The organism is Paenibacillus sp., from assembly GCF_048976745.1.
Lineage (GTDB): Bacteria > Bacillota > Bacilli > Paenibacillales > Paenibacillaceae > Paenibacillus.
Genome location: NZ_JBHGUU010000006.1, coordinates 1500585 through 1514718, shown reverse-complemented (window position 1 = coordinate 1514718; position 14134 = coordinate 1500585). Strand labels below are relative to the sequence as shown.

General features: G+C 46.0%; 11 protein-coding genes. All 11 read left to right on the top strand.

The annotated features are described in order from the left end of the window. The first annotated feature begins 4 nt into the window (after positions 1-4). The 11 genes from mutL (at position 5) to glnA (ending at position 14069) form a co-directional block, all read left to right on the top strand. Entirely contained in the window at positions 5-2212 is a 2208-nt protein-coding gene (gene mutL, locus ACE3K2_RS13290) for a DNA mismatch repair endonuclease MutL (RefSeq protein ID WP_421890627.1), read from the top strand. Positions 2213-2229: 17 nt separating this feature from the next. Next, positions 2230-3015 carry a class I SAM-dependent methyltransferase gene (locus tag ACE3K2_RS13285; protein ID WP_421890623.1) on the top strand — a complete coding sequence of 262 codons (786 nt, stop codon included), beginning with the start codon at positions 2230-2232 and terminating at the stop codon, positions 3013-3015. After that, positions 2996-3952: a tRNA (adenosine(37)-N6)-dimethylallyltransferase MiaA gene (gene miaA, locus ACE3K2_RS13280; protein WP_421890620.1), complete on the top strand. Its 957-nt coding sequence runs from the start codon at positions 2996-2998 to the stop codon at positions 3950-3952. Before ACE3K2_RS13285 ends, miaA begins: the two co-directional genes overlap by 20 nt. 373 nt (positions 3953-4325) lie before the next feature. Continuing rightward, entirely contained in the window at positions 4326-4568 is a 243-nt protein-coding gene (hfq, locus tag ACE3K2_RS13275; protein WP_017687918.1) for an RNA chaperone Hfq, read from the top strand. A gap of 169 nt (positions 4569-4737) precedes the next feature. Further along, positions 4738-7428: a PBP1A family penicillin-binding protein gene (locus tag ACE3K2_RS13270; RefSeq protein ID WP_421890616.1), complete on the top strand. Its 2691-nt coding sequence runs from the start codon at positions 4738-4740 to the stop codon at positions 7426-7428. 297 nt (positions 7429-7725) lie between these two features. After that, a complete protein-coding gene (locus ACE3K2_RS13265) occupies positions 7726-8289 on the top strand; it encodes a DUF402 domain-containing protein (protein WP_062835000.1) in 564 nt (187 codons plus the stop codon). A gap of 110 nt (positions 8290-8399) precedes the next feature. Next, complete coding sequence (locus ACE3K2_RS13260; RefSeq protein WP_339307626.1) at positions 8400-9371, top strand: AAA family ATPase; 972 nt, start codon at positions 8400-8402, stop codon at positions 9369-9371. 119 nt (positions 9372-9490) lie between these two features. Next, positions 9491-10777 (top strand): GTPase HflX, encoded by a 1287-nt coding sequence (hflX, locus tag ACE3K2_RS13255; protein WP_421890613.1) that lies wholly within the window; start codon positions 9491-9493, stop codon positions 10775-10777. Positions 10778-10861: 84 nt separating this feature from the next. After that, entirely contained in the window at positions 10862-12115 is a 1254-nt protein-coding gene (locus tag ACE3K2_RS13250; RefSeq protein ID WP_421890610.1) for an aminotransferase class I/II-fold pyridoxal phosphate-dependent enzyme, read from the top strand. Positions 12116-12197: 82 nt separating this feature from the next. Next, positions 12198-12611 carry a MerR family transcriptional regulator gene (locus ACE3K2_RS13245; RefSeq protein WP_056689944.1) on the top strand — a complete coding sequence of 138 codons (414 nt, stop codon included), beginning with the start codon at positions 12198-12200 and terminating at the stop codon, positions 12609-12611. 129 nt (positions 12612-12740) lie between these two features. Beyond that, positions 12741-14069 carry a type I glutamate--ammonia ligase gene (gene glnA / locus ACE3K2_RS13240; RefSeq protein WP_091029299.1) on the top strand — a complete coding sequence of 443 codons (1329 nt, stop codon included), beginning with the start codon at positions 12741-12743 and terminating at the stop codon, positions 14067-14069. Positions 14070-14134 lie beyond the last annotated feature (65 nt).

Sequence of the window (14134 nt, the reverse complement as noted above, 5' to 3'; positions counted from 1 at the left end):
ACCTGTGGCGAAAATACATGTGTTAGATGAACATATTGCCAACCAGATTGCGGCGGGTGAAGTGGTCGAACGGCCTGCTTCGGTTGTCAAAGAGTTGCTCGAAAACTCGGTGGATGCAGGCGCCACCAAGATTGAAGTAACAGTGGAAGAGGGCGGACTCCTCAGTATTCGTGTCAAAGATAATGGTTCAGGTATCGAGCCAGAGGATATGGAAACTGCCTTTTATCGTCATGCGACAAGCAAAATAATTCATGGCCGGGATCTGTTCCAGATCACAAGTCTTGGATTCCGCGGAGAAGCCTTGGCGAGTATTGCAGCTGTGTCCAAGGTAGAGGTATTATCGGCAAGTGACAATGACGGGCGAGGACGCCGCATTGTAATTGAAGGTGGGAACCTAATCTCTCATGAAGATGCAACCTCACCCCAAGGTACAGATTTTGCAGTGAGAGAACTATTTTACAATACACCAGCCAGACTCAAATATATGAAAACGATCCAGACGGAACTGGGACATATATCAGATGTTCTTTACCGGATGGCGATGTCTCACCCCAACATTTCGTTCAGATTGCGCCATAATGAGAATGTATTGCTTCAAACGTTGGGAAATGGTGATCTGCTACAAGTGGTTGCAGCAATCTATGGTACAAGTGCAGCGAAGGCGATGCTTCCCATCCAGGGAGAAAGTCTGGACTACAGGGTAAGCGGGCTGATAAGCCTGCCAGAATGGACACGAGCGAATCGTGGGGGGATGTCAACGATTGTTAATGGGCGATTTGTTCGCAATTACGGTCTCAATCAGGCGATTCTCAAAGCCTATCATACCTTGCTGCCCATCAATCGCTTCCCACTTGTCGTGGTGCAGTTGGAGATGCATCCGTCCCTTGTGGATGTGAACGTGCATCCGGCCAAACTGGAGGTTCGCTTCAGCAAGGAACCGGAACTGTATGAATTCGTGGAGACGACGTTACGAGGGATACTCCGGCAGGAGGTATTGATTCCTCAGGTCAAAAAACAGCAGATCCGACGTGGAGATGATAGTTCCTTTATTCAGGAGCAATTCCTCTTTCCACGTGGTCCGCTGAAAGACCAGTCTGAAGCAGAAGGATATGGACAACAAGGTCCACTCGGGAAACCTGCCAGTGCATTGTTAAAGTTGATTGCGGAAGATGATGGTCTGGATTTGGATGCTCCGGCGGATGTGTCCGCAGAACAGACTGCATCTGAACAGGGACAGGCAGTGCCTTTGCCCGAAGCTCCACCTGAGGTTACACATCCCCCTGAGCAGTTAGAAAGTTGGAGCGGGGATATTTTGCAAAAGGGGACTAGTCATGATGTGGGACATACAACCGCTAACGTGCCGGAAGGGACTACGGATGTAAGTACAGGTTCTTCTGAAACTTCTACAAAGACTGACCCTTCTTCTCAAGATCGTGTAGCAACAGAGAAACCACTGGCTAAAGGCAACCCGGCTACCTATCGGTCCAATTCCGTAACTTCACCGGTTAGAGAAGCACGTTCACCCTACAATCCATCTTCGATTGCGAGAGAAGAACGAACGTGGAAAAATTCAAATCTGCCTGATGCCACCAAACTTGCTGCTGCTATGAAATCGGATGCATCCATGCCCGCATTTCCGGAGCTGAGTCTGATCGGACAGCATCATGGTACGTATTTGATCGCGCAAAATGACCAAGGTTTATATTTGATTGATCAGCATGCTGCCCATGAACGTGTGAATTATGAGTACTATTACGAGAAATTTGGTAATCCTGCCCAGGCCTCACAAGAGTTACTGCTGCCGATTACGCTGGAGTTCACACCTTCAGAGACCGAAAAACTGAAAACAAGGCTGGCTTGGTTCGAGCAGGCAGGTGTATATTTGGAACATTTTGGTGGACAGACGTTCCGTGTACGCTCTCATCCATTCTGGTTCCCCAAAGGGGACGAGAAAGACATTATCGAAGAAATGTCCGAATGGGTCCTTAGTGAACGCAGCATAGACGTGGCCAAGATGCGGGAAGCCGCATCCATTATGTGCTCCTGCAAGGCGTCCATCAAAGCCAACCAGAAGCTGACGGATCAGGAAGCAGAAGTGCTGATTCAGCGTCTGGGTTCGTGTCGTCAGCCGTACACTTGTCCGCATGGGCGGCCGATTGTGGTTTCATTTTCAACATATGATCTGGAAAAATTATTTAAACGAGTGATGTAGCTATTTAGGGGGACATTATGTACATTACAACCGGTGACAAGGAGATTGCCTCTCAGGTGGAGCGTGCGCGCAAGCTCGCCGAAACGACAGGAGGTATCTACGTACCGCGAAATAGAACGTCTTTACCCAGACTGATCGAACATTATGGTATCAACGAAATACTGGTCGTGCTCAATGGCAGAGCGCGTTTGTATCGCAAAGATGGGACGGAGCTTGAATTTCACCCCAGCATGGGATTTGTTCGCGCTAAACGTGTGCTAAGAGGGGAAGCCGATCCCATGCTGGAAGCTGGTTCGGTGCTTGAGGGAGACACGATTGTTGATTGTACCGCTGGACTCGGTTCAGATGCGCTGGTATTTTCGGTTGCGGCTGGTGAGCGTGGACGGGTCATCGCCTGTGAAAGTTCGCAACCGCTCTATACTCTGCTCCTGGAGGGCATGTCTCATTATAAGAGCAATCAGCCTTTGGTGGATGAGGCTTTCCGGCGCATAGATCTGCGGCATGTGGATCATCTTGAGTTATTGCGTTCCATGCCGGATCGAAGCTGTGACACGGTATATTTTGACCCCATGTTCCGTGAACCGATGATGGATTCAAGTGCTATACAGCCCTTGCGTAATTATGCCAATGCTCACGCGCTGGATGAACAGAGCATTATGGAAGCGAGACGTGTTGCCCGTAAACGGGTAGTGATGAAAGAAAAGCGCGGCAGCGCGGAGTTTGACAGGCTCGGATTTGAAATACTTGATCGGGCGAATGCAAAAACCCTGTACGGAGTGATTAATGTTGAACGTGGAAGTTAAACCAAAACCTAAACTGCTTGTGCTGGTTGGGCCAACAGCAGTAGGTAAAACAAGAATGAGCATCGAGCTTGCCCAAGCCTTCAATTGTGAGATTATCTCAGGGGATTCGATGCAGGTATATCGTGAAATGGATATTGGAACAGCCAAGATTACCTCTGAAGAAATGAAGGGTGTACCTCATCATCTCATTGATATTCATGAACCGGAGTACCCGTATTCTGTAGCCGAGTTTCAGGAGAGTTGCACCCGATTGATTGGTGAAATTCATGAACGCGGCAAAATGCCTTTTATCGTAGGTGGCACCGGTCTCTATGTGGAATCCGTATGTTACGGCTTTCAATTTTCGGATAGTGGTTCAGATGAAGCGTTCAGAGAGGAACAATTCATCTATGCAGAGCAACACGGAGCACAGGCCCTTCATGATCGATTGAGGGAAGTGGATTCAGTTAGTGCGGATCGTCTGCATCCGAATGACCAGCGGCGAATTGTACGTGCGCTTGAGATCCATCACCTTACAGGTGAGAAGTGGTCTGATCAGCTGGCCGTACAGAAGAAAGAGTCACCTTATGACCTTCTTATTGTTGGTTTGACAATGGATCGGCAGAAGTTGTACGCCCGGGTGGAAGAACGGATTGATCTGATGATCGAACAAGGTCTGGTAGATGAGGTGAAGTCCCTGTTGGAACGCGGAGTGGCCAGAGGTCATATTTCCATGCAAGGGCTGGGATATAAGGAAATTGCAGCGTTCTTGCAAGGGGAAGTGAGTTGGGAAGCTGCGGTGGAGTGGTTGAAGAGAGATACACGCCGGTTTGCCAAAAGACAGCTTTCCTGGTTCCGCCATATGAAGGATATTGAATGGGTGGACATGACCGATACCCAGGATTTTGAAGGGAAATACAAGCAGATAAGTGAATTAATTACACGGAAATTTGATTGATTTAAGCGTTTATTAGTATTCTTCTGACAGGCATCGATTAGATCAAGATATGTAAACCTCTACCTTTAAGTTATTAAAAGGATAGAGGTTTTTATTTATCACTAGAACAGATGATAGAGATTAATAATTCCCCAAACAACGAATTAATATGGTTTGAAATGAAGAATTTGTCCCTCTTTTGCAAAACTGACAAGCGGTGTATAATGGATAAGTCTTCTATTTGTCCACCTCGCCAAGAATGGGTGTAAAATAGCAGACAAGGGGTTTTTGTGGATTATATGAAACTGTTCATGATATAATAGCACGAAAGCTACTCAGCGATATTGAATATTACTTGAACACGAATTCAAATGAACCAATGGGGGTACGGCTAATGAACAAGTCCATCAACATCCAAGATACGTTCTTGAACCAACTGCGGAAAGAAAATATTCCTGCTACGGTCTATCTGACCAACGGCTTCCAAATCCGCGGGACGATCAAGGCATTTGACAATTTTACGATCGTCATTGACAGCGACGGACGCCAGCAAATGGTCTACAAGCATGCCATCTCCACGTTCACGCCGCAACGCAGCGTATCGCTGATGCAGCAAGATAACAGCGGCGAAGCTTAAAAAATTACGAAACCTTTTCACCAACCATTTCGTCTACAAGTATAGGTATTGAAACAGAGCAACCTGAATAAAGGGTTGTTCTTTTCATTCCGGGCAAAATATGTTTAATATATGCTTGAGCCCACAGACGAATAGAATTTATGCAACCGAAAGGGAGTCAGGAGGTAACATGCCAAACGATCCGTTGTCGAGGTCTAACAATCGCAACAACAACAACAAGTCACCCAAAAAAGCGAAGCCAAAGACCTCTAAAAAGAAAAAAATTACGGGTAAACGCGTTGGATGGACACTGTTTTTCACAATGGCAATCGCCATATTCTGTGCACTAGGTGGATATTTATTTATTATGGTGAGTGGTGAAAATCTGCTCAAAGCCAACAAGGACAAAACCACAATTAATGAAACTTCAAAAGTATATGATCGCAATGGCCAACTCATGGGGGAACTCTCCATTCAGAAGCTGGAACCTGTCAAAGAAGATGATATTCCTGAACTGGTGAAGCAAGCATTTGTTGCGACGGAAGATAAACGTTTCTACGATCACCAAGGTGTGGATATCTGGTCCATTGGGCGTGCGGCGGTTAAGGACGTCATGGCTCGTTCCATGGTGGAAGGCGGTAGTACACTTACCCAGCAGCTTGCGAAGAACATGTTCTTGTCCCGTGACAAGACATTCTTCCGTAAAGCAACGGAAGTATCGATTGCCATGGCATTAGAGCGCAAGTACACAAAAGACGAAATCCTGACGATGTATCTGAATCGGATTTTCTTCGGCCATCAGCGTTACGGGATTAAAGCGGCATCTGAATTTTATTTTGGAGTTACCGATCTCAAGAGGTTGAAGTTGTGGCAAATTGCAACATTGGCAGCTATGCCGAAAGGGCCGTCTGCCTATAACCCTGTAAGTAATCCAAACGACTCTAAAGCACGCCGTGGTGTGGTATTGCAGCTGATGTATGAACAAGGCTACATTACCAAGGCTGAGATGGATGAAGCAAAAGAAGTTAACTATAACTACAAGCGACCTGAGAAAGACATGAAGTATCAAGCCTTTATTGATTATGTGCTCCGTGAAGCTGAACGAGTAACAGGTAAAACGGAAGATGATCTGAATATTGGCGGATACAAAATCTATACAACCATGGATGCTCAGGCTCAAACAGCCATGGAAACTGCCTTCACAGATGATAGTCTCTTCGAGGCTAGTAAAGACGATCAACAGGTTCAAGGCTCCATGGTTATCATGAATCACGAGAATGGCAGTCTCGTTGCCCTCTTGGGTGGGCGTGATTATCAGACTAAAGGTTATAGTCGTGTAACGCAGAGTCGAAGACAACCAGGTTCTGCTTTCAAACCGATTGTCTCGTATGCACCGGCTCTTGAATCAGGAAATTACAGTGCCAATTCGGCGCTGAGTAATGCGAAGCAATGTTTTGGTAACTATTGTCCGGGTAACTTGCATGGATATTCTTCGACGATCAGTATGACGGAAGCCATTACGAAATCGGAAAATATTCCAGCGGTTTGGCTACTTGATAAAATAGGCGTTAACACAGGCATTAATTTTGCCAAGAGTGTAGGTATACAGCTGACAGATGAAGACAAAAACTTGGCGATTGCCCTCGGTGGTCTAAGTAAAGGTACAAATACACTGGAAATGGCGCAAGCCTATAGTGCATTTGCCAACCTCGGAGAATACCGACAAGCTTATTCGATTAAGGAAATAAAGGATAGCGCCGGCAAAACTACGTACAAACACGATAACTCGGACACAACACGAGTCATGAGCGAGCAAAATGCGTATCAGCTTACACAGATGCTGCAGAACGTTGTTAATGACGGTACGGGACGTTCAGCGCGTCTGGATCGTCCGGTAGCGGGTAAAACAGGAACTGTTCAAAGTGGTATCTCTGGCAACAGTGCCAACCGTGATGTATGGTTCGTTGGATACACACCGGAGTGGACTGCCGCAGTCTGGATGGGTTATGACAATCCGGATGCCAATCATATGCTTAAGAACAGCAGTAAGCTGTCCGCAGCTTTCTTTGCCAAAGTCATGGGAGACGCTTTGAAAGGCGTTCCAGTGAAGCAATTCAAAACACCCGCTGGAGGGCAAGCACCTCCGCCAGTAGAAGAACCAGAACAACCAGCTCTGTCTGTTAGTGGTCTGAGTGGATCATATGATCCAAATGCTCAAACCGTATCACTGAGTTGGACTGGGACGGGTGACGCGAGCACGCAATATCGGGTGTATCGTAAAGAAACTTCCGAAGGCCAGTTCACGCATCTCATTGATTCCGTAGGATCGACGAGTGCGCAAGATTTAAGTGCGCTGCCAGGTCTGACCTACGAGTACTATGTGACAGCCTACGACTTGGCATCAGGACAGGAGACGGATCCTTCCAACACCATTTCCCTGATGATTGAAGCGCAGGAAATGACACCGGAGGAACCTGATCCTGGTATAGATCCTGGGACAGAAACCAATCCTGAGCAGCCAGGTACGGAGAATCCAGACAATGGTTCACCGGATAATGGCAACTCGAACGGTAATAACGGTAATGGGAATGGCAATGAAAATGGCAACAACGGAAATGGAAATGGAAATGGAAATGGTAATAACGGAAACAACGGTAATAATGGTAATAACGGTGGACCCGGCCAAGGAAACGGTCAACCTGGGGGAGGAAACACGACTCCACCTGGTCAGGGGACCACAGAGCCAGGCAGTACCGGTGAAGGCTCCGATGATGGGGGCGTAACAACACCGGGCGAGGTTGTAACTCCGGACAGCGGAACGAGTGGTGACACTGGAGGAACAGACACACCTGCAGATTCTCAAGCTGGAACCGGCGGTTAAGCCAATGAATGACTAAATAGCTACATCATAGCAAATTTGAAAAACTGTTTCCCGGGAACCCGGTGAAGCAGTTTTTTTGTTATACGGACCTTCTTGAATAGAAGATCATTTAATGAATAAGTGGGACAAAGCTTGATTTTGAGTGTAAACCTTAAATATGGTAAGCTGTAACTATTCGTAATACGTTGTGCAAGGGCGGGTCCAGAGCGCTGGAACCCATCATGCGGACGTTATTACATTGTTCACCAATAACATCAGAGCAGGTCACGGACCTGTAGTCGGCAAAGAGGGGTTCGTATGAAACGGAAATTCGGGGACCGCGCGAACTGGCGCCGGATTACGAACCGACAATTCACATGCCGGTTCGTTCAATCCAAAATTTTCACAGGTTATATTACGCTGTACACCATACAGGATTTGAAAGAACCTTTGTGGAAAACCTATGGAGGCAGCACCTTCTGTATCGCAGATAAAGGTTATTCCTGGCTGCAATACTATCCGAAGGGAGAACATTTTGTAGTTACGGCGATGTTTGACGATCAGGAACGGATTGTGGAATGGTATATTGATACATGTCGTAGTCAGGGGATAACGGATCAGGGTGTTCCTTGGTTTGATGACCTGTATCTGGATGTCGTTGTGCTGAAAGATGGAGAAGTATTTTTGCTGGATGAGGATGAGCTTGAAGATGCATTGTCGCGGAAGCATATTACGACAGGTGATTATGACTTGGCTAACAAGACGGCAAAGGAACTGCTGCATGCCATTGATGCACATGTATTCCCATACTTTCAGTTATCACTAAAGCACAGACAAAGTTTATTTGAGAACGGAGAGTTTCGAAAAAACATTCAGATTTGAGACATGTACCTGGCCGTAGAATTCTTCATGATCCTTCTAATATTGGAGCACCTGATAGAATACATTAATAATCAGGAGAGTTCAGCCCGATAAAATAGAGGTGATGGCGAATGAACGGACGGGTCATGGCTGCAGGAGAGCAACCAGGAGGCAGACCATCCAGACAAATTAATATTGTGTTGCGCAACCAGGAACCTCAGATGTTGGTCAAAGATGAAGCAGCGTCAGTACAGGCAGCCAAGAGCATAACCAAACATGCGCACTTCCAGGAGATACAGGGTGAATTGGAGCAACTGGTTGGACTTGAAAATATCAAAGACCTGGTATTTGAGATCTATGCTTTTCTACAGATTGCTCAGATGCGTACTGAAGCAGGCTTACTTAGTGGTGCGCACGTGTATCATATGATCTTCAAAGGCAATCCGGGGACTGGTAAGACAACTGTAGCGAGGATCGTTGCCAAACTTTTTCAGAAGATGGGTGTGTTGAGTAAAGGTCATCTTATTGAAGTAGAGCGTGCGGATCTGGTTGGAGAATATATCGGTCACACGGCGCAGAAAACAAGAGATCTGGTTAAGAAGGCACTCGGTGGGATATTGTTCATTGATGAAGCTTACAGTTTGGCCCGCGGGGGAGAGAAGGATTTTGGAAAGGAAGCCATTGATACGCTTGTAAAGTCTATGGAAGATAACAAAAATCAGTTTATACTGATTCTTGCCGGGTACTCGGAAGAAATTGATTTTTTTCTTCAGACGAATCCTGGATTACCTTCTCGCTTTCCCATTCAAGTGGAGTTTCCAGACTATAGCATTGATCAGTTGATTCAAATCTCTGAGATTATGGCCAAAGAGCGTGATTATATTCTAATGCCTCAGACCATACTCAAACTAAAGCAGCATTTGCTTCAGGAAAAAAATGATTCGCTGCACGCGTTCAGTAACGCCAGATACGTTCGTAATGCCATTGAGCGTTCGATTAGGCATCAGGCGGTTCGTTTGTTGGAACAATACTCAGAAGGCAGTCCAGGGAAACTGGAGCTGATGACAATCCGGACAGAGGATTTGAACTTTGAGCGAAAGTAAGCGATAATATAGTTTTTACACCAGCCGGCCGGGCCAACCGGTTCGGCTTAAGGCATGCCATGGCATATTCGTGGTAATGTATATCAACGGATCAGTAATTAGAGGGAGTGAACATATACATGACAAATGGCACGCATGATACAGATATGGTCAAAAAAGATCGCGCCGTCTTGGTGAGTCTTGTTACGGATGATGTAAAACGTACAGGTATCAATCCGGAGTACTCTTTAGAGGAACTGGTGAAACTTGCTGAGACAGCCGGAGTGGAAGTACTAAGTGTGCTTTCTCAGAACAGGGAAAAACGGGATACCAAATGGTTCATTGGTAAAGGTAAGGTAGAAGAGCTTCGTGCGATTGCAGAGGAACTCGGAGCAACTACAGCTATATTTGATCAGGAATTGTCAGGCGCACAGGTTCGAAATCTGGAAGAAACCCTCGATCTCAAAATTATTGACCGTACCCAATTAATTTTGGACATCTTTGCACAACGTGCCAACACCAGAGAAGGTATTATTCAAGTGGAATTGGCTCAACATAGCTACTTGCTGCCACGTTTGTCGGGACACGGTAAGAACCTTTCCAGACTGGGCGGGGGAATCGGAACAAGAGGTCCGGGTGAAAGCAAGCTGGAAACGGACCGTCGTCACATTCGTGGTCGCATCGATGATCTGAAGCGTCATCTGGAAGAATTGACTCGTCATCGCAAGTTGCATCGTGAACGCCGCAAAAAGACAGGTATTGTTCAGGTGGCCCTTGTTGGTTATACCAATGCTGGCAAATCAACCTTGCTCAAGCAGTTGACGGCTGCAGATGTGTATATTCAAGATCAGTTATTCGCTACATTGGATCCGACATCACGTACGATGGAACTTCCAAGTGGCAAAGAGATCGTACTTACCGACACCGTTGGATTTATTCAAAATCTCCCGCATGATCTGATTGCAGCATTCCGGGCAACGCTGGAGGAAGTGAATGAAGCAGATCTGATCCTGCATGTTGTGGATGCCTCATCAGCTATGCGTGAAGATCAGATGCGGACGGTTAACACGATTCTGCAAGAACTAGGTTCAGGGGACAAGCCGCAGTTAGTCCTGTATAACAAAAAAGATGCGTGTACACCAGAACAACTTGAGATGCTTCCATTGGATAAGGATCATATCAAAGTAAGCGCATTAGACTCGGAAGATCTGCTAAAAATCCGTGAATTAATTCAGACAGAGCTGACAGGTGACACAAAACGTTTCCGTATTCCAGCAGAGCGTGGCGATCTTACGTCGGTACTCTACAAAATTGGTGATGTAGTGGATACCAGTTTTGAAGAAAATGATGTCATTTATGAAGTGGAATTGCAAAAAGGTGAATACGAGAAATTTGGTTATATGCTTGAAGATTTCATTGAATTGTAATACTCATGACATATTGATGTGATAAGTTGACACGATAATGGATATTTAACGTCAGATTCGTGCTATGAAGGGGAATGAAGTAAGATGGTAAGTTTTGATTCAGAAATATCTGAACTTCAACATCAAGTGGAGCGTCAGATTGAAGGACAACTTCAACAGATTGATCGAATCACAGATCACAATCAATGGAAGGTGATTAATGCTTTCCAACAGCGTAAAGTAAGTGATTTTCACTTTGCAGGTTCAACAGGTTATGCGTATAACGATCGTGGGCGTGAAGTGCTTGATGAAGTATATGCTGATGTGTTCGGTGCGGAAGCCGCATTGGTACGTCCTCATTTTGCTTCAGGTACACATACGATTAGCACAGCTCTGTTTGGAGTATTGCGCCCAGGTGACGAATTATTGTACATCACGGGTAAGCCTTATGACACATTGCATAAAGTGATTGGCAAACCCGGTGATGGCACAGGTTCCTTACGCGATTTTGGCATCGGCTATCGGGAGACGGCCTTAACTGCTGAAGGTGGAGTGGACTGGGAAGCAGTTGAGAAAAGCATAACACCGGCTACAAAAGTCATTGGGATTCAACGTTCACGTGGTTATGACTGGCGCTCATCCTTCTGTGTTGCTGAGATCGCTGAGATGGTTACACGTGTTAAAGCAATGAAGGAAGATGTCATCGTATTTGTGGATAATTGTTACGGTGAATTCACGGAGGAACGTGAACCGACAGAAGTCGGAGTTGATCTGATGGCCGGATCACTGATCAAGAATCCTGGTGGAGGCATTGCGGAAACCGGTGGATACATATGTGGGAAGGAACAGTACGTACAGCTTGCAGCTTATCGCCTGACAGCCCCGGGAATCGGGGGAGAAGTGGGAGCCATGCTGGGGACAACACGTGGCATCTACCAAGGACTTTACATGGCTCCGACAATTGTAGGACAAGCTATTAAAGGAAGTACATTTGCTGCCGCGATGTTTGCTGAATCCGGATTTGTAACCAAACCCGCCTGGAATGAAGCTCGTACAGATCTGATTCAGGCTGTTCAGTTCAGCTCCGCTGAGCATTTAATTGCTTTTGTGCAGGGGATTCAGCGTGCAGCAGCTGTAGATAGTCATGTGGTTCCTGAACCGTGGGATATGCCTGGTTATGAACATCCTGTCATTATGGCGGCAGGTACGTTCATTCAGGGTGGAAGTCTGGAATTATCAGCCGACGCGCCTATTCGGGAGCCGTATATCGGGTATATGCAAGGCGGATTAACGTACTCTCATGTCAAATATGGCGTTTTGATGGCATTACAGACCATGAAAGATCGTAAATTATTGTGAGTTTATCTAACACGTCATTGACACTTGGTAACAACTAAATGTACAATAGGGTGAAGAATAGATGACTGGAAGGTTGATGAACATGGGTGATGAAATTCGCAGAAATATGGCCTTATTCCCGATTGGTATTGTAATGAAACTTACGGATCTGTCTGCACGTCAGATTCGTTATTATGAGCAGCACAGCTTGATCGTTCCTGCGAGAACGTCAGGTAATCAACGTTTGTTCTCTTTTAATGACGTAGAGAGATTGCTAGAGATCAAGGCTTTGATTGAAAAGGGAGTTAACATCGCGGGGATCAAACAAGTGATGAATCCTGTATCGAAAGAATCCGAGGAAGCTACAGTTATCACGCCAGATACTGAAGTTAAACGCAGAGAGTTGTCCGATACGCAGTTGCACCGCTTGCTGAAGCAGCAGCTTGTATCAGGTAAGAGACCTGGACAAGTATCTCTCATTCAGGGAGAGCTTTCCCGATTCTTTAATAAAAAGTAAATTCGCATAACTTGGCGAGTGAGGGGAAAACATGCACTTTTGGTGTGAGACTCCTTGACCCGTGGAACTTTCTCATGTACAAATATAACAGGCAAACCAAATACGCAGATAAGAAAGGGAGAGGTTATAGTGAGTTATACAAAAGAAGACATTCTCCGCATTTCGAAAGAAGAAAACGTACGATTCATTCGATTGCAATTTACCGATTTGCTTGGAGCTATCAAAAACGTTGAGATTCCTGTGAGCCAGTTGACTAAGGCTCTGGATAACAAAATGATGTTCGATGGATCTTCCATTGAAGGTTATGTACGTATTGAAGAGTCCGACATGTATCTCTATCCAGATCTTGATTCTTGGCTTATTTTCCCATGGGTTGCAGAGAATCGTGTTGCACGCCTGATTTGCGACGTATATCTTCCAGATGGTAATCCATTCCCAGGAGATCCACGTGGCATCTTGAAGCGTAACCTGAAGGAAGCTCAAGATATGGGATTCACTTCCTTCAACGTTGGTCCTGAACCGGAATTCTTCTTGTTTAAAACAGACGAAAAAGGGAACCCAACTAACGAACTGAATGACCAAGGTGGTTATTTCGACCTTGCCCCTACGGATCTTGGTGAAAACTGTCGTCGTGACATTGTTATCACACTTGAAGAAATGGGCTTTGAAATCGAAGCTTCCCACCATGAGGTAGCTCCAGGTCAGCATGAGATTGACTTTAAATATGCTGATGCTCTGAAAGCAGCTGACCAGATCCAAACGTTCAAACTCGTTGTTAAAACGATTGCACGTCAGCATGGTTTACATGCTACATTCATGCCGAAACCGCTGTTTGGTATGAACGGATCCGGTATGCACTGTAACCAATCCTTGTTCAAAGGCAATGAGAACGCATTCGTTGATGAGTCGGACGAGTTGGGTCTGAGCAAAACTGCTCGTCACTTCATGGCTGGAACTCTGAAGCATGCGCGTGCGTTTGCAGCAATTACTAACCCAACTGTGAACTCATACAAACGTCTGGTACCAGGTTATGAAGCTCCTTGTTATGTAGCATGGTCTGCTAGTAACCGTAGCCCAATGATCCGTATTCCAGCTTCCCGTGGTCTGAGCACACGTGTTGAAGTTCGTAACCCGGATCCGGCTGCTAACCCTTACCTGGCTTTGGCTGTTTTGTTGAAAGCAGGTTTGGACGGAATCAAACGTGAGCTTTCCTTACCAGCTCCAATTGACCGTAACATCTACATCATGTCAGAAGAAGAGCGTGTGGAAGAAGGCATTCCAAGCTTGCCAGCTGACCTGAAAGAAGCATTGAACGAATTGATCCGCAGCGAAGTCATCTGTGATGCGCTCGGCGACCACGCCTTGGCTCACTTCTATGAGCTGAAAGAAATTGAGTGGGATATGTATAGAACACAAGTCCACCAATGGGAACGCGATCAATATATCACGTTGTACTAATAGAAAAAACCTTGTAACTACGGGGTTTTGAAGTATCTAGCCGGGGGACGTTTTGAGGAGATTGC